Raw genomic sequence first — 23,356 nt, 5'->3', positions numbered from 1 at the left:
GCCGCCGCGGGGACGAGAAGACCCCTCGCGCACCCGCCAGAGCCCATTTACCCTTGCTACCTTCCGGTCCTGGGGGAGTTCAACAGGATGACGCCACGCGAGGGGCTGTCGACGAGTCTAGCGGATGCGGCGGGTCGGGTCGAAACCCGGCCCCGGCGCCGTGGATTCGGCATTGCCCGGCGGTTCGGTTATGCTGGACCCCGCATGTTCCGGCGCCGTCAGGCCGCCGGTCGTGCGTGCCTGGAGGATTCGCCTAGCGGCCTATGGCGCACGCCTGGAACGCGTGTTGGGTTCACGCCCTCGGGGGTTCAAATCCCCCATCCTCCGCACTCGCAGCAAGAGCCCCGCACCGGGACGAACATCCCGGTGCGGGGCTCTTTCTCGTTCCTCCACCGGCTCGCGGCCCACCGGCCCGTGGGTCGCCAGCCCGCGGACCCGGCCGCCGAGGCGCCCCGGCGGCCGTCCCTCAGTGCGGGCGGCGCGCGCGGGACCCGCGGGCGACGACGACGCCGGCCGCCGCGGCGCCCAGCGCCGCGAGCCCACCGACCCACCACGTGGTGGAGAAGTCCCCGGTCGCGTCCTGCGCGGGAACCCGGGTCACGGTTCCCACCGAGATGCGCGTGAGCGTCCCGGGCGTCACCTGCTGCTGCCCCGCCAGGACCTGTGCCCGCAGCGCGGACCCGTCCCGGACCAGCGCTCCGGAGCCGGGACGGTGGGCCACGGCGGCGCCGGGCCCGACGAAGGAGGTGCGCTCCAGGGCGGAGAGCTGCCCCGAGTCCGGGTCCCGGCCCGGGTCCGAGCCGCGGTTCGAGTCCGCATCCGAGGGCGTGCCGGGGGCCGCCTCCGGGCGGGCATCCCCTGCGCGGTCACCTCCTGCACGGTCGTTCCCCGCACCGCCGTCCCCTGCACGGGCGTCTCCGGTGCGGCCGTCCTCGGCACGGACCCCGTCGGGCTCCGGTGCCGCGTGCCCGCCGGGAGCGGGGGAGGGGTGCGCGTCCGGCGCCGTGCCGCCCGGCTCCGGCGCAGGGGCTCCGCCGGGCTCGGGCGCTGCGTCGGGGGCCTCGGCGGGACCGGTCCCCGGCCGGGGGTCGGCCGTCTCGTCGTCGGACGGGGGTTCGGGGGACGGGACTCCGGCGGGGGAGTCCGCGCCCGGCGCGGGAGGCGGTGCGGTCTCGGCGGCGTGGGCCGCTCCCGGCACGGGGGCGAGCAGGAGCAGGGCGGCCAGCGCCAGGGGGCGAAGGGTCATGGGGGCGGTCTCTCCGGGGGGAAGCGGGCGGGACAGGAGCACACCGTAACTTTACGTCGTTCCGTCCCCTGCGTTCACTAATGCAATACCCTGCTGATGTGGCGGAACGGGCTGTTCCGCCGCACTCGCAGCTGCCCCCCCGGCTGCGCGCCCCCCGTCCTCTCTCCCCCCAAGAGGTCCTCATGAAGCTGCCTTCATTCCCCATGCCCTCGACCGCTCTGCCCGCCGCTCTGCTGGCGGGCGCGATGCTCGCCGGGACGATGGTCGGCGCGGCCGCCCCGGCCCACGCCTCGACGACCAACACGGTCCACACCGCCGCCGGCATCTCCTCCCAGTACCACCTCTACGACGCCGGGGTGGACCGCTCGAAGACCGTGGGCGTGGTCTTCTACTTCGACGGCGACGGACAGTACTACGCCCAGCGCCCCACCACGTCGATGCTCCGGAGCATGGCCGCCCGGGCCGCGGCCAGGAACATGATCCTCGTGGTGCCGGTCGCCCCGGCCAACCGGTCCTGGACCTCCAACAGCGAGGCGGTCGGGGACTGGTTCCGCGCCCTGGCGGCCAAGGTCGTCGCCGAGCAGCGCGTCGACGCGACCCGCATCCACCTGGCCGGGTACTCCGGCGGGGCGGAGTTCATCTCCACCGAGGTGCTCTCCGACCGGGCGGGTTGGATCCGCGGCGGCGGATCGACCCTCATCGGCGGCGGCGGCGTCTACAACGGCAGGCTCGAGAGCACTCCCGACGCCGTGCTCCGGGCCACGGACCCGACCTGGTACGTCGGCTCCCTCGACAGCTACGGCGCCACCCAGCCGTCCACCTGGTCCGCGCTGGAAGCGGCCGGCAAGGGCGCCGCCGCGTACCAGAAGGCCGGGTTCACGAAGGCGGACCGCGTGGTGATGCCCGGGCTGCACCACACCAACTACGACCTGGCCGACCTGGTCGGCGACGACGTCGACCGCCTCTACGCCGGCGCCGCCCCGAAGCCCCAGACCGTCGCGCCGACGGGCAACGAGGTGGTCGACGGCTACCGGCTCACCGGTGCGATCGGGCGCACGTGGGCGGCGCTGGGCGGCACCGCGTGGGCCACCCCGGTCAGCGCGGAGTACGCCTCCGGGCACGGCTCCGTCTACCAGCGCTTCGCCGGCGCCGACGGACGGGACAAGGCTCTCTACTGGTCGGGGACCACCGGGACCCGGGTGGTCGACTACGGCGGGTCCATCGGCCGGAAGTTCGCGGCCGGCGGCTACGCGGGCAGCTACGGCCCGCCGCGGACGGACGAGCAGCGGGCCGCCGACGGCGGCGCCTACCAGCTCTTCGACGCGTCCGGGAAGCGGACCAAGATCCTGTGGTCCGCGCGCACCGGCTCCAACGCGGTCAAGGAGTACGGGGCCATCGGCCGGAAGTGGGCGGCGCTGGGCCACGAGCGGGGCCTGGGCTATCCGACCACCGACGAGTACAGCACCCCGAGCGGCGCGGCCCAGAACTACACCAGCGGGCGGATCGAGTGGAACGCCACCACCCGGGCCGTCACCGTGACCCGCGGCTGACCTCGGGCACGCGCCGGCCGGCGGGCCCCGCAGGCGCCTCCTGCGGGGCCCGCCCCTAGGATGAACGCATGATCTTCAAGGCCGTGGGCGACTCCCGCCCGTACCCGGACCACGGCCTCGTCACGCCGACCGACTGGTCCGGCATCGCGCCGCGGCAGGTCCGGCTGGACGAGCTGGTCACCACGAAGACCACCCTGGACCTGGCGACCCTGCTGGACGCGGACTCCACCTTCTACGGCGACCTCTTCCCGCACGTGGTGCGGTGGGAGGGCGACCTCTACCTGGAGGACGGACTGCACCGGGCGCTGCGCACCGCGCTGCACCACCGCACCGTGCTGCACGCGCGCGTGCTGGAACTTGCACCCGCGCCGGGCGCGCGGGCGGGGAGCGGGCGGGGCGCGGTCAGGACGCCGCGCTGAGGGGCGGCCGCTCGGACGCGAGCGGCACGGGGTGGCCCCCGGCGTCGAACTGCGCCCCCAGACCCTGCTGGATGAAGCGGACGGTGGAGCGGATGTGCTGCTCCCGCGCCGCCCGGTCCTGGGCGGAGTTCTGGCCGCGGTCCGCCGCGGCGGTCAGGGATCCGTGGACCAGGGCGGCGAGCTCCGAGATGTCGCCCTCCGGCAGGTAGGCCCGGCCGATCGCGTCCCGCAGGATCGCGGCCAGCAGGCCCTGCAGCTCGCCCACGTGCTCGCCCAGCTTCTGGTAGTCCTCCGGGGAGAGGACGGTGCGCATGGTGGGGCCCGGGGGCAGGTGGCGCCGGGTGAGGTCCTCGATCTGGGCGCGGATGTAGACGGCGAGCCGGTCGACCGGGTTGGCGACGCCCTCGAGGTCGCGGCGCAGGTCGGTCATGAACCGCTCGGTCTCGTCCAGGGCGTAGGCCACGAGGAGCTCGCCCATGTCCGCGAAGTAGTTGTAGACCGCGGTGCGGCCCACGCCGGCGTTCTTGGCCACGTGCGTCATGGTCAGACCGGTGAGGCCCTGCTGGTAGAGCAGCTGGCCGAAGGAGTCGAGGATCGCTCGTTTGGTGTTCTCCCGTTGCGCGGCGTTGGTGGCCGCAGAAATACGAGGCATGATGACACCTTATCTGTCCGTGTCACCAAATTATGCACACTTTTCTGGGCCTTGGTGACGGTGTGTCTGACTATGACACCACCGTTTCCCGCGTTCGGGCTCCTTCGCGCAGACAGTCTGGGGAAACGTCCAGGAAACCCCCAGTACAGGTGGGGCGGGGCACGGCGGGCCCGGGTGCCGATCCGGCGGCCGGGCCCGCCGCCCGCTCACCGTTCGGCGGCCGAGCCGCCCTGCCAGAGGGAGTCGAACGGGGCGCGCGAGGTGATCCGGCGCCGGATGCCGGCGGAGACGAAGGCCTTCGCGGTGCGGGCCGCCTCGAGGGGCGCGGCACCCTTCGCCAGCTCCGCGGCGACCGCGGCGGCCAGCGTGCAGCCGGCCCCGGCCACCGGGACCTCGCCGACCTTGGGCTCGGAGAGCACCTCGAGGGTGGTCCCGTCGTAGAAGACGTCGACGGCGTCGGGGCCCGCGAGGCGGACCCCGCCCTTGGCGAGGACCACGGCGCCGGACGTCTCGTGGATCCGCCGGGCGGCCTCCTCGAGGTGCTCGACCGTGCTGATCTCGTCCATGCCGGCCAGGGAGAGGGACTCGAAGTGGTTCGGGGTCACGAACGTGGCCAGCGGCAGGATCTTCGCCTTCAGCGCCTCGTCCGTGTCCAGGGCCGCGCCGGGCTCCTGGCCCTTGCAGATGAGGACCGGGTCCAGGACGAGGTGGCGCGGCGCCAGCGCGGTGAGCACCTCGGCGGTGGTGGCGATGGTCTCGGGGCTGCCCAGCATGCCGATCTTCACGGCGTCCAGCGCGTGGGCGGCCGTGATCGCCTCGAGCTGCTCGCGCAGGACGTCCTGCGGCACGGGGAACAGGCGGTGGCCCCAGTCGGCGGACGGGTCGAAGGACACGATGCAGGTCAGCGCGAGGGCGCCGAAGACCCCGAGCTCCTGGAAGGTCTTGAGGTCCGCCTGCGCGCCTGCGCCGCCGGTGGCCTCGGATCCGGCGATCGTCAGGGCGACGGACGGCTGGTCGGCGGGGCCCGCCGCGGCGGGCGTGGGAACGGTGCTGGTGTCGGTCATGGGAGCCATTCTGCGCCCCCGCGCGGTGCCGGGGCCAACCGCGGGGGCTAGACTGTCGGATGGTCTCCGGCCGGCACGCGGTCCCCGCAGGGACCCGCGGCGGCGGGAAAGGGGCTCCCGGGTGGCAGGCGGGCGCCCCGGGTCCGTCCAGCACACCGCACAGATCGACCCTCGGCGTCCGCCCCGCGCGGGCCGGCGCCGCGTCACGACAGATTGGTGACCGACCGTGTCCTCCTCCGATCCTGCCCCCGCCGGGTTCGCCTGCCGTCCCCGCACGTACTTCGACCTGGTGGTCGCGGCGTACTGCGTGGTCCTGGTGCTCTCCAACGTCGCCGCGACCAAGGGCGTCGCGTTCGGCCCCGTCATCACCGACGGAGGCTTCTTCCTCTTCCCCCTCGCCTACGTCCTGGGCGACGTCGTGGCGGAGGTCTACGGCTTCCGGGCCGCGCGCCGTGCCATCGTCACGTCCTTCGCCGCGGGGCTGTTCTCCTCGGTCGTGTTCTGGCTGGTCATCGCCCTGCCCCCGGCGGATTTCTACGAGGGCCAGGCTGCCTTCGAGTCCGTTCTCGGCCCCGTCCCGCTCATCGTGGCCGGCTCCCTGCTGGGCTACCTCGCGGGGCAGCTGCTGAACGCGTTCGTGATGGTCCGGATCAAGGCGCGCACGCGGGAGAAGCACCTGTGGGCCCGGCTCATCGGCTCGACCCTCGTGGGCGAGCTCGTGGACACCGTGATCTTCTGCACCGTGGCGGCCCCGGTCATCGGCATCACCACCGCGGCCGACTTCCTCAACTACGTGGTGGTGGGCTACGTGTACAAGGTCCTGGTCGAGGTCCTGGTCATGCCGGTGACCTACGCCGTGATCGGCTGGCTCAAGCGCCGGGAGCCGACCTACGGCGAGACCGCCGTCCCGGGGGCGGCCCTCGCGCCCCAGCGCTGAGGGGGCCGGGTGCCCCGCCCGGCCGGAGCGGTGCACGGGCCTACGATGAGCGCATGGATCTCCTCACGGGCACCGGACTCGCGGCCTCGGCGGGGCTGAACGCCTACATCCCGCTCGTGGTGCTGGGCCTGCTGGACCGCTGGACCGAGGTGGTCGACCTCGGGCCGGGCTTCGCCTGGCTGTCGAACGGGTGGGTCCTGACGGTCCTGGCCGTGTTGCTGGCCGTGGAGGTGGTGGCGGACAAGGTCCCGGTCGTGGACTCCTTCAACGACCTGCTGCAGACCTTCGTGCGCCCCACCGCCGGAGGCATCGTCTTCGGCTCCTCGGCCACCGCCCAGATCGCCGGGATCGACCTCGGCGGGCAGACGGCGACCGTCACGAACCCGGAGGCGTTCCTCTCCTCGCACGCCTGGCTCCCCGTGGCCACCGGGGTGGTGATCGCCCTGGTGGTGCACGTGACCAAGACGGTCTCGCGGCCGGCCGTCAACACCCTGAGCGCCGGGGCCGCGGCGCCCGTGATCTCGACCGTGGAGGACGTCTCCGCGCTCACGCTGTCCCTCGTGGCCGTCCTCCTGCCGCTGCTCGTCCTCGTGCTGCTGGCCGCCGTCGCCGTCCTGCTGTTCTTCCTCTACCGCGGGCTCCGACGCCGCCGCCGGCCGGGGACGGCCCCTGGCCGGTCCGGCGCCGCCGGCACGGCTCAGAAGCCGAGATAGGCCAGCTGCGCGCCCACCGAGCTCCGGGCGGCGGGCAGCACGTGCTCCGGGACGTCGGCGTAGATCCGCGCCGTGATGGCCTCGAGAGTCGCGGCGCGGCCCAGGACCCGCAGGGCCTCCCGGACTTCGGCCAGACGCTCCATCCGGTGCTCGAGGAGCTCCTCGCACACCGCCTCCACGTCCTCCCGTACCTCCCCGTGCGCGGGGAGGACCAGGGCGTCGCCCAGCACCGCCAGGCGCTGCAGGGAGCGCAGGTAGTCGCCCAGGCTCCCGTCCGGGTGGTCGAGCATCGTGGTCCCCCGCCCCAGGACCGTGTCGCCCGTGAGCACCGTGCCCGAGGTGCGCTTCGCGGCAGTGGTGGCCGCGCCCGCGACCGGGGTGTCGTCGGGCAGGTGGAAGCTCACGGAGTCGGAGGTGTGCCCGGGGGTGTGCAGCACCCGGATGCGGCACCCGGCGGCCTCGATCGTCTCGCGGTCGAGCAGCGGTCCGGCATCGCGGCAGAACTGCGGCAGGATGGCGCGCACGGGCGCGCCGGTGAGCGCGTGGAAGTCGTCGACGGCCTCGGTGTGGTCGGCGTGGCGGTGCGTGATCAGCGTCAGCACGGTCCGTCCCGCCGCGGCCAGGGCGGCGAGGTGTCCGCGGTCGGCCGGCCCCGGGTCCACGACGACGACGTCCTGCTGCCCCGGCGCCCCGACCAGCCACGAGTTGGTGCCGTCCAGGGTCATGGGGCCGGGGTTGGGGGCGGTCAGCCGCCGGGTCAGGGCGGTGGTGCGGGTGCCGGCGTCCTGGGTCATGCGGGCAGACTATCCGAGCCCGGCGGGGGACCGGCACCCCGGCTCACCCCGCGGCCAGCAGGGCCTCGAGCCGAGCGAAGGAGCCGCGCCACGCCGCGGCCGCCCCGGGGTGCACCGCGGCGGGCAGCGGCCCCTGCGTGAGCACCAGCAGGGTGCCGCCCTCCCCGGTGGGGACGAACTCGGTGCGCGTCAGCACGTGGCCGGCGGTGGGCCGTCCGTCCGGTCCGGGCAGCGCCTCGCGGCCCTCGAGCAGGGCGTCCCGCTCGACCCGCAGATAGGTGCCGTGCACCGGTGCCACCTGGGCTGGGTCGGTGTCGTGGACCATGCGGAAGCGCTGCCGGCCTCCGGGCCTGACCTCGAGCAGCACCGACTCCCGGGGCACGCTCCAGCCCGGCGGACCGAACCAGGCGGCGAGCCGGTCCGGCTCCGTGAACGCGGCGAACACCGCGGCCGGGGGGTGCGCGAGGGCGTGGGAGACGGAGAAGACCTCCGCGGGGTCCAGATCGGTGACGTCCATGCCCCCCATTGTCCCCGGTCGTTCTCGGCCCCCGGGCGCGGCGGTCGGTACAGTGGCGCACGTGAGCACCGAACCCGCGCCGGAGCCGGGGCCCCGCGAGCCCGGCACGCGGCCGGCCTGGGTCACCGCGCTCAAGGGCGGTGCGCTCCTGCTGCTGCTGGCCGTGGCGGTCTGGTACCTCATCGGCCACGAGCTGCCCACCGTGGAGCAGGTCCGGGTCTTCGTCGAGGGCTTCGGAGCGTGGGGGCCCGTCGTCTTCGCGGCGGTCTTCGTCCTCGTGGCGGCCACGCCGGTCCCCGTGACGATCATGGCCGTGTCCGGGGGATTCCTCTTCGGCATGGCCCAGGGCAGCGTGGTCGGGGTCGTGGCCACCACGGCGGGGGCCTGGCTCGGGTACTGGCTCGCGCGGTTCCTCGGCCGCGACGCCCTGTACCGGATCGCGGGTAACCGGGTCGAGCTGGTGGAGCGCAAGCTCGTCGGCAAGGGCTTCCTCACGGTGCTCGTGCTCCGGCCCGTCCTGCCCAACTGGACCCTCAGCTACGGTGCGGGCCTCGTGCGCATCCCGCAGCGCGACTACCTCGGCGCCACCCTGCTGGGCGGGATGCCGGGCCAGGTGAGCTTCGCCGCCGTGGGGGCCTTCACGTCCCGGCCGTCGTGGCCGGCCCTCGCGGCGGTCGCCGCCTCCTGGGCGGTCGTGGTGGTCGTGGGCGTGCTCGCCTGGCGGCGCTCCCGCGGCGAGTCCGAGCGCGCGCCCGAGGCCGACGGCGTGGGGAGCGCCGACTAGGCTCGGCCGCGCCGCGGGTCCACGGCACGGCGACGCCCGGTCCTCGGGGCGAGGACCGGGCGGACGCCGTTCGGGGTGACCGGCCGGTGCGGCCGTGCGGCCCTCGGGCCTAGGCCCGGGGGCGGACCGCGGTGGACCCGTCGGTCGGCTCGTTGCCGAGGAGGTGGAGCTTGCCGCTCTTGCGGTCGGCGAGGTACTCCTTCATGTCCCGCTTGATGACGGGCAGCAGCAGGTAGACGCCCAGCAGGTTCACGAAGCCGCAGACGAACAGCGCCGCGTCCGCGAAGCTGATGACCTCGCTGAAGGTCAGGACGCAGCCCGCGATCGTGAAGAACAGGTAGATGCCGCGGAAGATGTTGTCGCTGAGCCGGCTGCGCCCGAACAGGTACTCCCACGACTTGAGCCCGTAGTAGAACCAAGTGATCAGGGTGGAGAAGGCGAACAGGACCACCGCGACGGCCAGCACGACCGGGAACCAGGGAATGACCGTCGCGAAGGCGTCCGAGGTGAGGATGACGCCGTCGGGGGCGCCCCCGCCGGCCTGCACCTGGTCGATGCCGGCCTGCAGGCTCGGCGCGCCGGCGATGATGATGGCCAGGGCCGTCATGGTGCAGATCAGCACGGTGTCGACGAGCGGCTCGAACAGGGCCACGAAGCCCTCGCTCACGGGGCGGCGGGTCTTGACGGCGGAGTGGGCGATCGCGGCGGAGCCCAGGCCGGCCTCGTTGGAGAACGCGGCACGCTGGAAGCCCACGATCATGACGCCCAGGACGCCGCCGGCCATGCCCTCCGGGGAGAACGCGCCGTTGATGATGGAGCCGATGGCCGCGGGCACCTGGTTGAGGTTGACCAGGATGACGATCAGGCACGCGGTGACGTAGATGGCGCCCATGGCCGGCACGAGCCGGCTGGTGGTGGCGCCGATCGACTTGATGCCGCCGATGATGACCAGGCCCACGAACAGCGCGAGGACGATGCCGAAGATCAGGGCCGCCCCGGCGCTGCCGAGGAAGCCGTCGGCGCCGCCGGTGACGTTCTGCACCTGCGCGAAGGTCTGGTTGGCCTGGAACATGTTGCCGCCGGCCGCGCCGAAGAACAGGATCGCCACGGCGAAGACGCCGGTCAGGATCTTGGCGGGGATGCGGCCGAACTTGCTGAAGGCGATGGGCAGGTAGCGGAAGGGCCCGCCGCTGACCGTGCCGTCCTCGTGGACCTCGCGGTACTTCACGCCCAGGGTGCACTCGGCGAACTTGGTCGCCATGCCGAGCAGGCCGGCGCAGATCATCCAGAACGTCGCGCCGGGGCCGCCGAGGGCCATGGCCGCGCCGACGCCGGCGATGTTGCCCAGCCCCACGGTCCCCGACAGTGCGGAGGTCAGGGCCTGGAAGTGCGGCACCTCGCCGGGGTCGTCCTTGGTCGAGAACTTGCCCCGCACCACGTCGGCGGCGACCTTCAGACCGCGGAACTGGATGAACCCGAAGTAGAGGGTGAAGATGACGCCGGCCGCGATGAGCCAGGCCACGACGAACGGGAAGCTCACCCCCGCGATGGTGATGGGGTAGAAGACGATGGTCGAGAAGACCTCGGTGACCGGAGCGAACGCGCTGTTGATGGCGTTGTCGATCGCTGCGAGCCACCCGACGTCGTCGGTGACGGTAGTCATGGGTAACGCCTGCGTGATCTGCATCTCCCCACTACACCCTGTGGACAGCCGGTTGGCAACAGACACGCTTGTCGCCGAAAGAGCCATCTTGCCGTTGCAACAAAGAATTAACCCGCAGCGGCCCGGCCTCCTCGCGAGGACGTCTCGTCGCGAGGAGGCCGGGCCGCAGGCGGTGCCGGGGCGGCGTCACCGTTGACGCCGCAGGCGCCGGGTCAGCGGCCGGCGCGGGTTCCGCCGGCCAGGTACTGGGGGGAGGTCATGGCGCAGACGCGCAGGCCGCGGGCCAGGTCGCTGCCGGCGCTGCGCACGGCGTTGCCCATCGAGGTGGCTCGGGCGGGGGCCGCGGCCCGGCCGATGGCGATGAAGAGCAGGGCGGGGAGGGCGAAGACGAGGACGAGGGCCATGGGAAAGGCAACTTTCTGTGGGCGGTGCGAGAAGATCCGTGGGTCCGAGGGCGGGTCGCCGGAAGGGGGGGGCGGACACTGCGCCTCGGTTGACATCTAAAGTCTAACGGGTTGATAGTGAATCAATCAATGTGAGAACGCTCACGAAAGGAGTGAATCGTTGCGTCTTGATGAGATTGACCAACAGATCGTTGCGTCCTTGGTCCAGGACAGCCGGGAGAGCTACGCGGCCATCGGCCACAAGGTGGGCCTGTCGGCCCCCGCGGTGAAGCGGCGGGTCGACGTCCTGCAGCAGACCGGGGCGATCAAGCGCTTCACGGCGGAGCTCGACCCGTCGGTCATGGGGTGGAACATCCAGGCGTTCGTGGAGCTGCACTGCGACGGCGGGCTCTCGCCGTCGATGATGCGCACCATGGCCGCCGAGATCGCCGAGGTGACCGCGGCCTACACGGTGACCGGCGAGGCGGACGGCATCTTCCTCATCCGGGCCGAGAACACCACCCACCTGGAGGACGTCATGGTCCGGATCAGGGAGTGGAAGGGAATCAACCACACGAGGAGCTCGGTCATCCTCTCGCACCTCTGAGCGCGGCCCGCCGGGCTCTGGAATACTGGCCGCACAGCACCCTCGTCACCGCATCGGAGGACCGGTCATGGAGAACGCAGCGGAAGCAGTCGTCGTCGTCGGGGTCGACGGATCCCCCCAGTCCGTCGAGGCGCTGCGCTGGGGCGCGCGTCTCGCGCCGGCGTACGGGGCGACCGTCAAGGTGGTGGGGGCGTGGGAGAACCCGCCCGAGTACGTCGGTTTCGTCCACTTCAAGGACGACCGGTTCGACGAGCTCGCCCGGGAGCGGGTGGAGCGGGCCGTCCAGGAGGCGTTCGGGGCGGACGTGCCGGCCGGGCTCAGCACCGTGGTCGAGTTCGGCCACCCGTCCAAGGTGCTGATCCGCCACTGCGAGGGGACCGAGCTGCTCGTCGTGGGCCGCCGGGGCCACGGCGGCTTCAAGGGGCTGCTGATGGGGTCGACGAGCTCCGCGTGCGTCGCCCATGCCCCGTGCCCGGTGCTCGTTCTCCCCGACGAGACGGTCGGCGCCGGACAGACGGAGAGCCCTGGGCAGGCACAGGGGGCCGGGCCCGCCGGCTGAGGGTGCCGCCTGTCCCGCCCGGGGGCGGAGGGACTCGTCCGCGGTGTCCCCAGAACATGCTCCCGCGAGGGTGCTCGTGGCGCCGCCCGCTCTGTGATACTGAGCACATCAGCGTGATCACGTGAGCAAGGGATTCGGCATGAGCAACGGAACCGCAGCAGCGATCGTCGTCGGGGTCGACGGCTCCCAGCAGTCCGTCGAGGCGCTGCGCTGGGCGGCGCGGATCGCGCCGTCCTTCGGCGCGGGCATCAGGGCGGTCGGAGCGTGGGACTACCCGCCCGAGTACGCCGGGTACGTCCCGCTGGGCAGCGACAACTTCGACGAGGTCACCCAGAAGCAGGTGGACAAGGCGGTGCAGGAGGCGTTCGGCGACGACGTGCCGGGCGGGCTCACCACCTCCGTGGTGTTCGGCCACCCGTCGAAGGTCCTGGTGCACGAGAGCGAGGACGCCACGATGCTCGTCGTCGGGCGCCGGGGCCACGGCGGGTTCCGCGGGCTGCTGCTGGGCTCCGTCAGCGCCGCGTGCGTCGCCCACGCGAAGTGCCCGGTGCTCGTGATCCACGAGCACCCCGAGGCGGAGGGGCCGGCTCAGGAACGTCCCGCGTAGTAGCGGCCCAGGACCTCGTCCCGGTACTCGAAGTACGTCCCGTCGGCCATGGCCTCGCGGGCGCCGTCCACCATGCGCACGACGAACCGCTCGTTGTGGATCGACGTGAGTGTCGCGGACAGGCGCTCCTTGGCCTTGAACAGGTGGTGCAGGTACGCCCGGGTGTAGTGGGCGCACGTGTAGCAGTCACAGCCGCTGTCGATCGGGGCTAGGTCAGTCCGGAAGCGGGCGTTGCTGACGGTGAAGCGGCCGTCCGGGGCGTACACGGCCCCCGTGCGGGCCACCCGGGTGGGGGAGACGCAGTCGAAGGTGTCCGCGCCGTTCTCGAGGGCCGTGAAGATGTCGTCCGGCTCCGAGATCCCCAGCAGGTGCCGGGGTCGGTCCTCGGGCAGCTCCTCGTTGCACCAGCGCACGATCGTGCCGAGGTTCTCCTTCTCGAGGGCCCCGCCGATGCCGAACCCGTCGAAGTCCATCGCGCCCAGGTCCCGGCACGCCTTCCGGCGCAGGTCCTCGTACTGGGCGCCCTGGATCACGCCGAACAGGGCCTGGTAGGGCCGGTCGGCGCGCTCCTCGGTGAGCCGGGCGTGCTCGGCGACGCACCGCAGCGCCCACCGGCGGGTCCGCTCGAGGGACGTCTCTTGGTAGCCGCGGGAGTTGTGCAGCGTGGTCAGCTCGTCGAACGCGAACATGATGTCCGCGCCCAGCCGGTGCTGTACCTGCATGGAGATCTCCGGGGTGAAGCGGTGGACGTCCCCGTTGATGTGGGACCTGAACGTGACCCCCTCGTCGTCGACCCGCGCCATGCGCTCCTTGCCGGTCGCGACGTCGTCGTCCCCCGCCGCCGAGGCCGCGACCGTGGACATGTCGATGACCTTCCGGAACCCCGAGCCCAGGGACATGACCTGGAAGCCTCCGGAGTCCGTGAAGGTGGGGCCGGACCAGTTCATGAAGGCCCCGAGCCCGCCCGCGGCGTCCAGGACGTCCGCGCCGGGCTGGAGGTAGAGGTGGTAGGCGTTGGCGAGCAGGGCCTGCGCGCCGAGCTCCGACATGGACTCGGGCAGCACCGCCTTGACGGTGGCGGCGGTGCCGACGGGGACGAACGCGGGGGTGCGGATCGTCCCGTGCGGGGTGGTGATGGTCCCGGTGCGGCCCAGGAACGGGCCGCCGTTGGTCTCGAGGCGCCCGCCGGCGATCGTGGCGGTCTCGGCGAGCCGGTGCTCCACCGCGAAGCCGAAGTCGGAGCGGGCGGAGGCGGGGAGCAGGGTCTCTTCTGGAGCGGGCACCCGTCCATTGTGCGTCACCGCCCCGGCGGCGGGTGACGGCGAGCGCCCGTGGTGCCGCGGCGGCGCCGGCCGTCCGCCGCGGCCCGGGGAAGGGCCCGTGCGCCGGTGACGCCGCTCAGCGGCCCCAGCCGGCGTGGGCCACGGCCTGGCGCACCAGGTCTCCGCGACCGCCCGCGAACTCCGCCTGCACCTCGGGGCTGAGCGCCTCCTCGGGGCTCATCCAGGACAGCTGCAGGGCGTCCTGGCGGGGGCTGCACTCCCCGCGCACCGGCACGATGTAGCTCAGCGCCACCGCGTGCTGCCGGTCGTCGGTCAGCCCCGTCTCGGACGGCGAGGGGAAGAACTCGGCCACGGCGAAGGGCGTGGTGGAGACCGGCAGCTGCGGGAACGCCATGGCCCCCAGATCCTTCTCCAGGTGGCGCAGCAGCGCGGCCCGGATGGTCTCCCGGTACAGCACCCGACCGGAGACGAAGGTGTACATCATCTTTCCCTCGGGGGTCGCCTGCAGCAGCAGCCCGATCTCGGAGAGGTAGCCCAGCGGATCGAGCCGGACCGGCAGGGCCTGCACGTAGACCATCGGCAGGCGGCGCCGGGCCTCCTGCAGGTCGTCCTCGTTGAGCCAACCGGGGTTCGGATCGGGGGTGCGGAGGAAGTTCATACTGCTGTTCTATCCCAAGACCCCGGGCGGGGCCACGGCCCGCACCGCCCGGGGCGGCCGGTTCAGCGCTCAGCGGAGCCGGTGGCCACGGGGCCCGCTCCCGGGCGGGCCAGCCGGGCGGCGGCCTCCAGGACCGTCCACGCCTGCACCTGCGTGGACAGCTCGACCGGCACGCCGGGGCGCTGCGACTCGTCGGCGTGCCGCGCCGGGTCCGGGGAGAAGATCGCCACCGTCTCGCCGGCGGCCGCCGGCGCGGTGGCGGGCGCGTTGAAGTCCACCGCGGGATCGAACTCCCGCCGGCCCGCCCACAGGGCGTCGGCGGTGCCGGTCACGAGCGCGGCCGCGGTGCGGCGCGCCGCGGCGGGCATTCCCGGGTGCAGGGCGGCGTCGGCGAGGTAGCGGGCCAGGATCCCGCTGAACAGGCCGCCGTCCCCGCCGCCGTGGGTGCGCAGGACGGGGCGTCCGTCCAGGTCGCGGCCGTACTCCTGCGCGGCGCCCGCCACCACGTCGGCAGCCGTGCGCAGCAGGTCCGCCCGGTCCTGCTCGCCCGTCCCCGGGGCGTCCGCGAGCTCGAGGAGCAGACCGAGCACCGGCCCGGAGTTGTAGCTGAACAGCCTCTCGTCCCGGCGCGTCACCTCGGTGCCGGACCCGGCGGCGACCAGGTGCAGACCGTCGTGGAAGACCTTCCGCTCCGGGTCCCAGAGGGTGGCCCGCAGCCAGTCGAGCACCGCGCCGGCCTGTTCCCGGCGGTGCGTGCGCACGAAGCCGAGGGCCGTGGGCGCGGAGGACGCCGTGTTCTTGACGTCGTGGCGGGTGTTCCAGAAGACCCCGCCGCCCAGGTCCCCGGTGTGGCCCTGCTCGAGCCGGGCGAGCAGGGCGCTGCCCGCGTCCAGGCACGCGACGTCCGGCCGGCCGGTCAGGGCGCGGTCCAGCTCGGCGAGACGGCCCACGGCCAGCAGCAGCCACGCCATGTCGTCGTAGTAGGAGTTGTGGGTCACCCGGCCGCCGCTGCGCAGGGTGATGCCCCGCAGCAGGCGGTGCCCCTCCCGGCGGAACCGCCGGGCCCGCGCCGGGTCGTCCAGGTGCCGCAGCCCGGCGTCCACGAGCGCGTCGAGCAGGTGCGCCTGCCACCAGTAGTGCCACGGGGCCTTCGGGGACGTGGGACGCGGGTGCGCCGGGGCGCCGAGCAGCGTGCCGGGCACCCCCAGCGCCCGTCCGGCGAACAGCTCCCGGACCGAGTGGGCGGCCTTGTCGGCGCGCAGCGCGGCCGCGGCGCCCGGTGCGGCGACACCGTGGTGCTCGGTGGGCGCGGGGTGTGCGGTGGGCTCGGGGGTCGCCGCGGTGGGCGCGGCGCCCGCTCCGGTCGTCGAGGGCATGGAAACTCCTGTGCTGGCGGGGGAGAGGTGCTGGTGCCGAGCCTAGGCGCTCGCCGGGGCCGGCGGCCCGCCGCGGTCCTCGGCGCGGTTCCCGCCGGCGCCGAGGAAGAGCCGCCGGTGCAGGATCTCGGCCGGTCCGGGCAGGCCGCGCCGCTCCAGCAGGGCCGCGCCGAGCAGTGTGACCAGCCACACGGCGGAGCCGAGCAGCAGCGCGGCGGTGGGCGTCAGGGAGCGGCCGAGCCCCAGCGCGAACGGGGGCATCAGCACGGTGAACAGCACGGACTGGGCCAGATAGCCGCTCATCGACCGGCGGCCGAGGGCCTGCAGCGACCACAGCGCAGGATGCTCGCGCGCCCGGAGGGCCGCGGCCCCGGGGCCCAGCACGCGGTCGCAGACCAGCGCCACGAGCAGCGCGTAGCCGATGCCCTGCGCGGCGCCGGTCACCGCGTCCAGGCCGGTGAGCACGGAACCGGCGGCCGGCGAGGGCTCGAGCCGGTCCGTGGTCAGGAGCCCGGTGCCCACGCCCGTGAGCAGCCCGAGCCCGATGCAGACCGAGGCCGTGACCAGCAGCCGGCCGCGGCGGGGCCCGGGGTCCTCGAGCACCCGGTACCGGCTCAGGGCCAGCCCGAGCAGCAGCATGGGCAGCAGGCCCAGCAGCTGGAGCGGGGCGAAGGACACCACCCCGAGCCCCTCCACGAGCCCGAGGACCAGCCGCTCCGGGACCGAGTCCGCCACCAGGCTGGGGAACGGCGGCGTACCGGGTGTCCGCACGGACCAGCTCGCCGCGCCGTAGAGGACCATGAGCACCGAGCCGAGGGCGGAGAGGACCACGAGGGTGCGGGTGCTCTCGGCGATCAGCACGGCGAGGAAGAGCCCGCCGAACGCGTAGGCGGAGATGATGTCCCCGGGGAAGAGCAGGCACGCGTGCAGGGCCCCGATGAGGAGCAGCCACCCGTAGCGGCGCAGCAGCAGCCGGCGCGCCAGGGGCAGCGGCGTGCCGCGGGCGGCCTCCCGCGCGGCGATCTGGCCCACGCCGTAGCCGACCAGGAACGAGAACAGGGGGAAGCCGCGGCCGTCCACGAGCATCGACATGGCCATGTTGACGACGTCGTCCGCCGTCCACGCCGCGGTGCCCGCACCGGTGCCCAGCGTCCGGTCCCGGGGGCCGTCCGTGGGCCCGGCCGCCCAGATCCAGACGGTGACGTTGGCGACCGCGATGACCCAGAGCATGAGCCCCCGAGTCACGTCCGGCGCCGGGACGCGGCCCGTCGCCCGGGGGGCGTGCGGCGCTCTCACGCGGCATCCCCGGCCGGCAGGGCGCGGCGGCTCTCGAGCACGAGCGGCTCGCCGGTCACCGGGTGGACGAGGGCGATGCGGCGGGCCAGCAGCTGCAGCGGACGGCCGGGGTCCTCGGCGCCGGCCGGCCGCACCCGCGGGTACAGGGGGTCGTGGCGCACCGGGATGCCGAGGCCGGCCAGGTGCACCCGGATCTGGTGGGTGCGCCCGGTCTCGGGCCGGAGGACGTAGCGGGCCCACGTCCCCTCCTCGTCCGCGAACGGCGGCCCGGCGCTCTCCACCTCGGTGCGGGCGTTGACGGGTCCCGGCACCTCCCGCGCCTGCAGGGACGTGCGGTCCTTGACGATGCGGGACTCGACGAGGCGCGGGAGGCGCAGCCCGGGCCGGTGCCCGGCCACGGCCTCGTACTCCTTCGCCACCGCACGCTCCTGGAAGAGGGTCTGGAACCGGCCCCGGGTGCCGGGGTCCCGCGAGAGCAGCAGCACCCCGGCGGTGCCGCGGTCGAGCCGGTGCAGCGGGGAGAGCCGGTCCTCGCGGCGGGCGCGCCGCAGCTTCACGAGCGCGCTCTGCGCCACGAAGCCGCCGCGCGGCGTGGTGGGCAGCCCGTGCGGCTTGTCGACCGCCAGCAGCCACTCGTCCTCGTACAGGACCGGCAGGTCCCCGGGCAGCTCCGGCTCCTCGGGCAGGGCGCGGTGGTACCAGACCGAGCCGCCGGGGCGGAGGGGGGTGTCGTGGGGGAGGGGCCGCCCGGCGTCGTCGACGATCCCGCCGGCCGCGAAAAGCTCCTCGAGCTCGGGCGCGGACGCGGGGAACCTGCTCAGCAGATAGCCGCGGACGGTCCCGGGGGCGGCGGCCTCCGCGGCCGGCAACCGCACCCGGACCGGGTCCACCCCGTCCCGCAGCGGCAGGGGGGCGGTGGCGGGCCGACGTCGTCGCATGGTTCCCGATCGTGCTCCGCCCGCGCCCCGTTGTCCACTCAGCAGGCCCGCGTACCGCCGCTCCCCGGATCCTGCGAGAATGGAGGAGCACCCGCACCCGCCTGCCGACCGGAACGAGGCCCATGTCAGCCGAAGAAGTCGTCCTCCTCGACGAGGCGCACCGTCCCATCGGAACCGCGCCCAAGGCCGGGGTGCACACCACGAACACCCCCCTGCACCTGGCGGTCTCGTGCTATGTCCTCGACGACGACGGGCGGCTGCTGCTGACCCGCCGGGCGCTCGCGAAGAAGACCTGGCCCGGCGTGTGGACCAACAGCTTCTGCGGTCACCCGGGCCCCGGCGAGGGGTTCGTCGAGGCCATCGCGCGCCGCGCCGGCCAGGAGCTGGGCTTCGAGGTGACGGGGATGACGGAGGTGCTGCCCGACTTCCGCTACCGGGCGGTGGACGCCTCCGGGATCGTGGAGAACGAGTTCTGCCCCGTCTACGTGGCGCGGGCCACCGGGCAGCCCCGGCCGCTGCCCGCCGAGGTCGCGGAGGTCGCCTGGATCGCCCCGAAGGAGCTGTTCGCCGCGGCGGAGGCCGCGCCCTTCCTGCTCAGCCCGTGGCTGCTGGAGCAGATCGCGGACGACCGGCTGCGCGGGGCGCTCACGCGACGGGCCGCGCTGCGCCCGTAGCGCTCCGCCCGGCCGGCTCCCTCCGGCTCACTCCATCCGTCCGGCCAGGCCGGCGGCCACCGTCTCGAGGGCGGCGCGCAGCGCGAGGATCGCCGGGCGGTGGGCGCTCGCCCCGCGGATCGAGGTGAACACCGTCCGCCGGGGCCCGGTCGGCAGGTCGACCAGCCGGCAGGGCGAGTCCCCGCCCGCCCACATCAGGTCCGGCATGAGCGCCACGGCGTTGCCGGACTCCACGAGCCGGGTCTGCGCCTGCAGGTCCGCCGTCGAGAACCGGACGTCCGGCTCGAAGCCCGCCCGCCGGCACAGCTGCTCGCCCCAGTGCCGCGAGGCGGCTCCCCGCGGTTCCATGACCCACGGGAGCTCGCGGGCGTCCCGCAGGGAGGCGACGGACGCGTGCTCGGGGCCCGGGGGCACAGCCAGGCGGATGGCGTCCGTGATCAGCCGCCGCCGGTCCAGGTCCGGGTGGTGGGCGGCGGCGTGGCTCGGGTACTGCTCCGCCACGACCACGTCGAACTCCCGGGCCCAGGTCTCGTAGAGGGCCCGCTCCGGCTCGGCCTGCACCATCTCGACCCGCACGTCCGGGTGCTCGCGGCGCATGGCGCCCAGCACCTCCGGCAGCAGCGCCAGGGCCGCGGACTGGAACACGGCGACCCGCACGGTGCCGGTGACCGTGCTCAGCGACGCCGCCAGGTCCGACTCGGTGCGCTCCAGGACGTCCAGCAGCTCGGTGGTGCGCGCCACCAGGATCTCCGCCTGCGGCGTGAGCTGGACCCGCCGGCCGGCCTTCGAGAGCAGGGCCACCCCCGCCTCCTTCTCCAGCGCCGAGAGCTGCTGGGAGACCGCCGAGGGGCTGAAGTTCAGGGCGGCGGCGACCTCCGCGAGGGTGCCCCGCAGTGCAAGTTCCCGCAGCAGCCGCAGCTTGCGCACGTCCAGCATTCCGCCGCCTCCGAAAGATTAGTATTGCTGACGAATCATCTGTGGAATTCTTCACTTTATCCGAATCGTCCCGGGGCGCACACTGGACGTACCGCAGTGCTTTCGACCCAACCCAGGGAGTACCACCCATGACGACGATCCCCGTCCCCCCGGCAGCGCAGGCCCCCGGCCTCCCCGCGGTGGGACGCACCCTTCCCCACGCCGCCATCCCGGCGTCGCTCCCCGAGCAGGCCGTGGCCACGGTGCGCCGCTGGCTCACCGAGGCGGAGCAGTTCCCCAGGGACGCCTCGGGGGAGCAGCTGGCGGGGGTGCTGAAGGATCCCGCCGGCCTGGACTTCACGGTCGGCTTCGTCGACGGCGTCATCCGCCCCGAGGACCTCCGGGTGGCGGCCCGCAACCTGGCCCGGCTGGCGCCGAAGGTCCCCGGCTTCCTGCCCTGGTACCTGCGCTCCGCGGTACGCACGGGCGGGGCCCTCGCCCCCGTGGCCCCGCAGGTCGTCATCCCCGCGGCCCGCAAGGCGCTGCGCGAGATGGTGGGGCACCTCATCGTGGACGCCAGCGAGGCCAAGCTGGGGAGGTCGATCGCGAAGATCCGCAAGGACGACGTCCGGCTCAACGTCAACCTCCTGGGCGAGGCCGTGCTCGGGGACCGCGAGGCCGCCCGCCGGCTGCAGGGCACCCACGACCTGCTGGCCCGCCCCGACGTCGACTACGTCTCCATCAAGGTCTCCTCCACCGTCGCCCCGCACTCGCCCTGGGCCTTCGACGAGGCCGTGACCGAGGTCGTCGAGAAGCTCACCCCGCTGTACGAGCGGGCCGCCTCCTTCGCCGCGCCCAAGTTCATCAACCTGGACATGGAGGAGTACAAGGACCTGGACATGACCCTCGAGGTCTTCACCCGGATCCTCGACCAGCCCCGGTTCAAGGACCTGGAGGCCGGCATCGTCCTGCAGACCTACCTGCCCGACGCCCTGGCCGCGATGATCCGCCTGCAGGAGTGGGCCGCCGCCCGCCGCGCCGCCGGCGGCGCTCCCGTGAAGGTGCGCGTGGTCAAGGGCGCGAACCTGCCGATGGAGCAGGTCGAGGCGTCCCTGCACGACTGGCCCCTGGCGACCTGGGGCACCAAACAGGACTCGGACACCCACTACAAGCGGGTCCTCAACTACGCGCTGCAGCCCGAGCACACGGACGCCGTGCGCATCGGGGTCGCCGGGCACAACCTCTTCGACATCGCCTTCGCCTGGCTGCTGGCCACCGAGCGCGGCGTGGCCGGGGCCGTGGACTTCGAGATGCTGCTCGGCATGGCCACCGGCCAGGCCGAGGCCGTCAAGCGCGACGTCGGGTCCCTGCTGCTCTACACCCCCGTGGTGCACCCGGCCGAGTTCGACGTGGCCATCGCCTACCTGATCCGCCGGCTCGAGGAGGGCGCGTCCCGCGAGAACTTCATGTCCGCGGTCTTCGAGCTCTCCACCGACGAGGAGCTCTTCGAGCGCGAGAGGCAGCGCTTCCTCGCCTCCCTGGCCGGCCTCGACGACACCGTGCCGGCTCCCCACCGGGTCCAGGACCGCAGCCTGCCCGAGCCGCCCGCCCCGACCGACGCGTTCACCAACACGCCGGACACCGACCCGGCCGTGGCCGCCAACCGGGACTGGGGGCGGGCAATCCTCGCCCGGGTCCCCGGCTCCCGGGCCGGCGTGGCGACCGTCACGGCCGCGGCGCTGCGCACGGAGGAGCAGCTCGACCGTGTTATCGAGGCGGCCCTCGAGGCCGGGCGCGGCTGGGCCGCGCTGAGCGGTGCCCAGCGCGCCGAGGTGCTCCACCGCGCGGGCGACGCCCTGTCCGCCCGCCGGGCCGAGCTGCTCGAGGTCGCCGCCGCCGAGGCCGGCAAGACCCTCGACCAGGCCGACCCGGAGATCAGCGAGGCGATCGACTTCGCCCACTACTACGCCGAGCGCGCCCGTGAGCTGGACGAGGTCGACGGCGCGTCCTTCGTGCCCCCCCGGCTCACCGTGGTGACCCCGCCGTGGAACTTCCCGGTGGCCATCCCGGCGGGATCCGCGCTGGCGGCCCTCGCCGCCGGCTCCCCGGTGGTGTTCAAGCCGGCCGGCCCGACCAAGCGCTGCGGCGCCGTGGTCGCCGAGGCCCTCTGGGAGGCCCTCGACGCCTCCGGGATCCCCCGCGACGTGCTCGCCCTCGTGGACCTCGAGGAGCGCGCCCTCGGCCGCCAGCTGATCTCCCACCCGGCGGTGGACCGGCTGATCCTCACCGGCGCCTACGAGACCGCCGAGCTCTTCCGCTCCTTCCGCCCCGACCTGCCGCTGCTGGCCGAGACCTCGGGGAAGAACGCGCTGATCGTCACGCCCAGCGCCGACTTCGACCTCGCAGCCAAGGACGTCGCCTACTCGGCGTTCGGCCACGCCGGGCAGAAGTGCTCGGCGGCCTCCCTGGTGATCCTGGTCGGCTCCGTGGCCAAGTCCAAGCGGTTCCGAAACCAGCTCGTGGACGCCGTGACCTCCCTGACCGTCGACCACCCGACCAACCCTGCCGCGCAGATGGGCCCGCTCACCGAGCCCGCCGAGGGCAAGCTGCTCCAGGCCCTGACCACCCTCGAGGAGGGACAGTCCTGGCTGATCGAGCCGCAACAGCTCGACGGGACCGGCCGGCTGTGGTCCCCGGGCGTGCGCACCGGCGTGCAGCGGGGCTCCGAGTTCCACCACGTGGAGTACTTCGGGCCCGTGCTCGGCGTGATGACCGCCGAGACCCTGGAGGAGGCCGTGGCCCTCCAGAACGAGGTGGAGTACGGCCTCACCGCCGGCCTGCACTCCCTGGACCCGGAGGACATCGGCTACTGGCTCGAGCACGTCCAGGCCGGCAACCTGTACGTCAACCGCCACATCACCGGGGCCATCGTCCAGCGCCAGCCCTTCGGCGGGTGGAAGAAGTCGGCCGTCGGCCCCGGCACCAAGGCCGGCGGGCCCAGCTACCTCATGGGCCTGGGCGAGTGGGAGCCGGCGCCGCTGCGCGGGGCCGGGCTCCCCGTGGCCGACGCGGCCGCCGTCGAGCTGCTGCAGGCCGCGCACTCGGGCACGGCAGACCTCGGGCCGGCCGAGGCGCAGGGCCTCGAGCAGGCGCTGCGCAGCGACGAGGCCGCCTGGGCCGAGGAGTTCGGCGTCGCCGAGGACGTCACCGGGCTCTACGCCGAGCGCAACGTCTTCCGCTACCTGCCCCTGCCCGTCACGGTGCGCCTGTCCGAGGGCGAGCCGCTCGCCGACCTGCTGCGCGTCGTCGCAGCCGGGTTGCGGGCGGGCTCCGCGCTGACCGTCTCCACGGCGCACGAGCTGCCCGCCCCGGTGCGCGCCGTGCTCACCGACCGCGGCGTGCCCGTGCGGGTGGAGGACGACGCCGCGTGGTTGGCCGGCGCCCCGGCTCTCGGCGGCGGGCGCGTCCGCCTGATCGGCGGGGACCGCGCGGCCCTCATCGCCGCGACGGGCTCGCGCCCGGACCTGGCCGTCTACGCCCACCCCGTCACCGGGGCCGGCCGGGTCGAGCTGCTGCCGTTCCTGCACGAGCAGGCGATCAGCATCACCGCCCACCGGTTCGGCACGCCGAACCACCTCACGGACGAGCTGGTCTAGCGGCTCCCCCCGGTGCGGCCCCGGGCCGTGGACCGTCGGCCCGTCCCGGGGCCCGGTCCGCGGAC

Annotated in this window: 23 protein-coding genes, 1 tRNA gene and 1 other RNA gene; 11 read left to right on the top strand and 14 right to left on the bottom strand. The window is 73.9% G+C overall.

All coding sequences use genetic code 11. The features are described from left to right. Positions 1-13: 13 nt before the first annotated feature. Positions 14-110: signal recognition particle sRNA small type (gene ffs, locus RF647_RS01990), an RNA gene on the bottom strand. A 132-nt stretch (positions 111-242) separates the two neighbouring features. Between ffs and RF647_RS01985 the strand changes: the two genes are divergently transcribed. Beyond that, positions 243-327, top strand: a tRNA-Ser gene (locus tag RF647_RS01985). 139 nt (positions 328-466) lie between these two features. On the opposite strand, the gene RF647_RS01980 is transcribed toward RF647_RS01985, so the two are convergent. Further along, positions 467-1,246, bottom strand: a complete 780-nt coding sequence (locus RF647_RS01980) for a hypothetical protein (RefSeq protein WP_368810267.1) — start codon at positions 1,244-1,246, stop codon at positions 467-469. Positions 1,247-1,428: 182 nt separating this feature from the next. Between RF647_RS01980 and RF647_RS01975 the strand changes: the two genes are divergently transcribed. Beyond that, a complete protein-coding gene (locus tag RF647_RS01975; protein WP_368810266.1) occupies positions 1,429-2,796 on the top strand; it encodes a hypothetical protein in 1,368 nt (455 codons plus the stop codon). Positions 2,797-2,864: 68 nt separating this feature from the next. Then, positions 2,865-3,215 (top strand): type II toxin-antitoxin system VapB family antitoxin, encoded by a 351-nt coding sequence (locus tag RF647_RS01970; RefSeq protein ID WP_368810265.1) that lies wholly within the window; start codon positions 2,865-2,867, stop codon positions 3,213-3,215. Here the strand turns inward: RF647_RS01970 and RF647_RS01965 are convergent. After that, positions 3,199-3,867, bottom strand: a complete 669-nt coding sequence (locus RF647_RS01965) for a TetR/AcrR family transcriptional regulator (protein WP_368810264.1) — start codon at positions 3,865-3,867, stop codon at positions 3,199-3,201. The genes RF647_RS01970 and RF647_RS01965 overlap by 17 nt on opposite strands. 206 nt (positions 3,868-4,073) lie before the next feature. Further along, positions 4,074-4,931 carry a hydroxymethylpyrimidine/phosphomethylpyrimidine kinase gene (locus RF647_RS01960; protein WP_368810263.1) on the bottom strand — a complete coding sequence of 286 codons (858 nt, stop codon included), beginning with the start codon at positions 4,929-4,931 and terminating at the stop codon, positions 4,074-4,076. Between the two features lie 226 nt (positions 4,932-5,157). On the opposite strand from RF647_RS01960, the gene RF647_RS01955 reads away from it, so the two are divergent. Further along, the gene (locus tag RF647_RS01955; protein WP_368810262.1) at positions 5,158-5,868 is read left to right on the top strand and encodes a queuosine precursor transporter; all 711 of its coding nucleotides are present in this window, start codon (positions 5,158-5,160) and stop codon (positions 5,866-5,868) included. Between the two features lie 53 nt (positions 5,869-5,921). Then, positions 5,922-6,581 (top strand): DUF4126 domain-containing protein, encoded by a 660-nt coding sequence (locus RF647_RS01950; protein ID WP_368810261.1) that lies wholly within the window; start codon positions 5,922-5,924, stop codon positions 6,579-6,581. On the opposite strand, the gene RF647_RS01945 is transcribed toward RF647_RS01950, so the two are convergent. Then, positions 6,566-7,375, bottom strand: a complete 810-nt coding sequence (locus RF647_RS01945) for an MBL fold metallo-hydrolase (protein ID WP_368810260.1) — start codon at positions 7,373-7,375, stop codon at positions 6,566-6,568. The genes RF647_RS01950 and RF647_RS01945 overlap by 16 nt on opposite strands. Positions 7,376-7,418: 43 nt before the next feature. Continuing rightward, the gene (locus RF647_RS01940) at positions 7,419-7,892 is read right to left on the bottom strand and encodes an SRPBCC domain-containing protein (RefSeq protein WP_368810259.1); all 474 of its coding nucleotides are present in this window, start codon (positions 7,890-7,892) and stop codon (positions 7,419-7,421) included. Positions 7,893-7,953: 61 nt separating this feature from the next. Between RF647_RS01940 and RF647_RS01935 the strand changes: the two genes are divergently transcribed. Next, positions 7,954-8,676, top strand: a complete 723-nt coding sequence (locus RF647_RS01935) for a TVP38/TMEM64 family protein (protein ID WP_368810258.1) — start codon at positions 7,954-7,956, stop codon at positions 8,674-8,676. A gap of 109 nt (positions 8,677-8,785) precedes the next feature. On the opposite strand, the gene RF647_RS01930 is transcribed toward RF647_RS01935, so the two are convergent. Next, positions 8,786-10,339: an alanine/glycine:cation symporter family protein gene (locus tag RF647_RS01930; RefSeq protein ID WP_368810257.1), complete on the bottom strand. Its 1,554-nt coding sequence runs from the start codon at positions 10,337-10,339 to the stop codon at positions 8,786-8,788. Positions 10,340-10,551: 212 nt separating this feature from the next. Further along, the gene (locus tag RF647_RS01925; protein WP_368810256.1) at positions 10,552-10,743 is read right to left on the bottom strand and encodes a hypothetical protein; all 192 of its coding nucleotides are present in this window, start codon (positions 10,741-10,743) and stop codon (positions 10,552-10,554) included. Positions 10,744-10,903: 160 nt separating this feature from the next. Between RF647_RS01925 and RF647_RS01920 the strand changes: the two genes are divergently transcribed. The 3 genes from RF647_RS01920 (at position 10,904) to RF647_RS01910 (ending at position 12,495) form a co-directional block, all read left to right on the top strand. After that, positions 10,904-11,329, top strand: a complete 426-nt coding sequence (locus RF647_RS01920) for an Lrp/AsnC family transcriptional regulator (RefSeq protein ID WP_165979613.1) — start codon at positions 10,904-10,906, stop codon at positions 11,327-11,329. Positions 11,330-11,396: 67 nt separating this feature from the next. Beyond that, on the top strand, positions 11,397-11,888 hold the full coding sequence (locus RF647_RS01915; protein WP_368810255.1) for a universal stress protein: 492 nt from the start codon (positions 11,397-11,399) through the stop codon (positions 11,886-11,888). Positions 11,889-12,027: 139 nt separating this feature from the next. After that, the gene (locus RF647_RS01910) at positions 12,028-12,495 is read left to right on the top strand and encodes a universal stress protein (protein WP_368810254.1); all 468 of its coding nucleotides are present in this window, start codon (positions 12,028-12,030) and stop codon (positions 12,493-12,495) included. Here the strand turns inward: RF647_RS01910 and tgt are convergent. The 5 genes from tgt to RF647_RS01885 all read right to left on the bottom strand — a co-directional run bounded on the left by tgt (position 12,477) and on the right by RF647_RS01885 (position 18,046). Then, a complete protein-coding gene (gene tgt / locus RF647_RS01905; RefSeq protein WP_368810253.1) occupies positions 12,477-13,778 on the bottom strand; it encodes a tRNA guanosine(34) transglycosylase Tgt in 1,302 nt (433 codons plus the stop codon). The two genes, RF647_RS01910 and tgt, sit on opposite strands and share 19 nt — an antisense overlap. Positions 13,779-13,893: 115 nt before the next feature. Further along, a complete protein-coding gene (locus RF647_RS01900) occupies positions 13,894-14,436 on the bottom strand; it encodes an NUDIX hydrolase family protein (protein ID WP_017833900.1) in 543 nt (180 codons plus the stop codon). A 62-nt stretch (positions 14,437-14,498) separates the two neighbouring features. Beyond that, positions 14,499-15,812 (bottom strand): glycoside hydrolase family 76 protein, encoded by a 1,314-nt coding sequence (locus RF647_RS01895; RefSeq protein WP_368810252.1) that lies wholly within the window; start codon positions 15,810-15,812, stop codon positions 14,499-14,501. Between the two features lie 42 nt (positions 15,813-15,854). After that, positions 15,855-17,042: a DUF418 domain-containing protein gene (locus tag RF647_RS01890; protein ID WP_368810251.1), complete on the bottom strand. Its 1,188-nt coding sequence runs from the start codon at positions 17,040-17,042 to the stop codon at positions 15,855-15,857. A gap of 62 nt (positions 17,043-17,104) precedes the next feature. Further along, a complete protein-coding gene (locus RF647_RS01885) occupies positions 17,105-18,046 on the bottom strand; it encodes a pseudouridine synthase (RefSeq protein WP_368810250.1) in 942 nt (313 codons plus the stop codon). A 122-nt stretch (positions 18,047-18,168) separates the two neighbouring features. Between RF647_RS01885 and idi the strand changes: the two genes are divergently transcribed. Continuing rightward, on the top strand, positions 18,169-18,720 hold the full coding sequence (gene idi, locus RF647_RS01880; RefSeq protein WP_368810249.1) for an isopentenyl-diphosphate Delta-isomerase: 552 nt from the start codon (positions 18,169-18,171) through the stop codon (positions 18,718-18,720). Between the two features lie 27 nt (positions 18,721-18,747). Here the strand turns inward: idi and RF647_RS01875 are convergent, their stop codons facing one another. Next, complete coding sequence (locus RF647_RS01875) at positions 18,748-19,656, bottom strand: LysR substrate-binding domain-containing protein (protein WP_035927786.1); 909 nt, start codon at positions 19,654-19,656, stop codon at positions 18,748-18,750. Between the two features lie 128 nt (positions 19,657-19,784). Here RF647_RS01875 and RF647_RS01870 point away from each other — a divergent pair, with 128 nt between their 5' ends. Next, positions 19,785-23,291, top strand: coding sequence for a bifunctional proline dehydrogenase/L-glutamate gamma-semialdehyde dehydrogenase (locus RF647_RS01870; RefSeq protein WP_368810248.1), 3,507 nt, complete (start codon positions 19,785-19,787; stop codon positions 23,289-23,291). Positions 23,292-23,356: the final 65 nt, after the last annotated feature.

The organism is Kocuria sp. CPCC 205263 (assembly GCF_040981075.1).
In the GTDB taxonomy this organism is placed as follows: Bacteria; Actinomycetota; Actinomycetes; order Actinomycetales; family Micrococcaceae; genus Kocuria; species Kocuria rosea.
Note: the sequence above shows the minus strand (reverse complement) of the source record. Positions and strands in the feature narration are given on the sequence as shown.

Bases quoted from the DNA above. Each gene is read 5' to 3' on its own strand.
- RF647_RS01980 (WP_368810267.1), bottom strand. From the start codon at position 1,246: ATGACCCTTCGCCCCCTGGCGCTGGCCGCCCTGCTCCTGCTCGCCCCC.
- RF647_RS01975 (WP_368810266.1), top strand. From the start codon at position 1,429: ATGAAGCTGCCTTCATTCCCCATGCCCTCGACCGCTCTGCCCGCCGCT.
- RF647_RS01970 (WP_368810265.1), top strand. From the start codon at position 2,865: ATGATCTTCAAGGCCGTGGGCGACTCCCGCCCGTACCCGGACCACGGC.
- RF647_RS01965 (WP_368810264.1), bottom strand. From the start codon at position 3,867: ATGCCTCGTATTTCTGCGGCCACCAACGCCGCGCAACGGGAGAACACC.
- RF647_RS01960 (WP_368810263.1), bottom strand. From the start codon at position 4,931: ATGACCGACACCAGCACCGTTCCCACGCCCGCCGCGGCGGGCCCCGCC.
- RF647_RS01950 (WP_368810261.1), top strand. From the start codon at position 5,922: ATGGATCTCCTCACGGGCACCGGACTCGCGGCCTCGGCGGGGCTGAAC.
- RF647_RS01945 (WP_368810260.1), bottom strand. From the start codon at position 7,375: ATGACCCAGGACGCCGGCACCCGCACCACCGCCCTGACCCGGCGGCTG.
- RF647_RS01940 (WP_368810259.1), bottom strand. From the start codon at position 7,892: ATGGACGTCACCGATCTGGACCCCGCGGAGGTCTTCTCCGTCTCCCAC.
- RF647_RS01930 (WP_368810257.1), bottom strand. From the start codon at position 10,339: ATGACTACCGTCACCGACGACGTCGGGTGGCTCGCAGCGATCGACAAC.
- RF647_RS01925 (WP_368810256.1), bottom strand. From the start codon at position 10,743: ATGGCCCTCGTCCTCGTCTTCGCCCTCCCCGCCCTGCTCTTCATCGCC.
- RF647_RS01915 (WP_368810255.1), top strand. From the start codon at position 11,397: ATGGAGAACGCAGCGGAAGCAGTCGTCGTCGTCGGGGTCGACGGATCC.
- RF647_RS01910 (WP_368810254.1), top strand. From the start codon at position 12,028: ATGAGCAACGGAACCGCAGCAGCGATCGTCGTCGGGGTCGACGGCTCC.
- RF647_RS01900 (WP_017833900.1), bottom strand. From the start codon at position 14,436: ATGAACTTCCTCCGCACCCCCGATCCGAACCCCGGTTGGCTCAACGAG.
- RF647_RS01895 (WP_368810252.1), bottom strand. From the start codon at position 15,812: ATGCCCTCGACGACCGGAGCGGGCGCCGCGCCCACCGCGGCGACCCCC.
- RF647_RS01890 (WP_368810251.1), bottom strand. From the start codon at position 17,042: ATGCTCTGGGTCATCGCGGTCGCCAACGTCACCGTCTGGATCTGGGCG.
- RF647_RS01885 (WP_368810250.1), bottom strand. From the start codon at position 18,046: ATGCGACGACGTCGGCCCGCCACCGCCCCCCTGCCGCTGCGGGACGGG.
- idi (WP_368810249.1), top strand. From the start codon at position 18,169: ATGTCAGCCGAAGAAGTCGTCCTCCTCGACGAGGCGCACCGTCCCATC.
- RF647_RS01875 (WP_035927786.1), bottom strand. From the start codon at position 19,656: ATGCTGGACGTGCGCAAGCTGCGGCTGCTGCGGGAACTTGCACTGCGG.
- RF647_RS01870 (WP_368810248.1), top strand. From the start codon at position 19,785: ATGACGACGATCCCCGTCCCCCCGGCAGCGCAGGCCCCCGGCCTCCCC.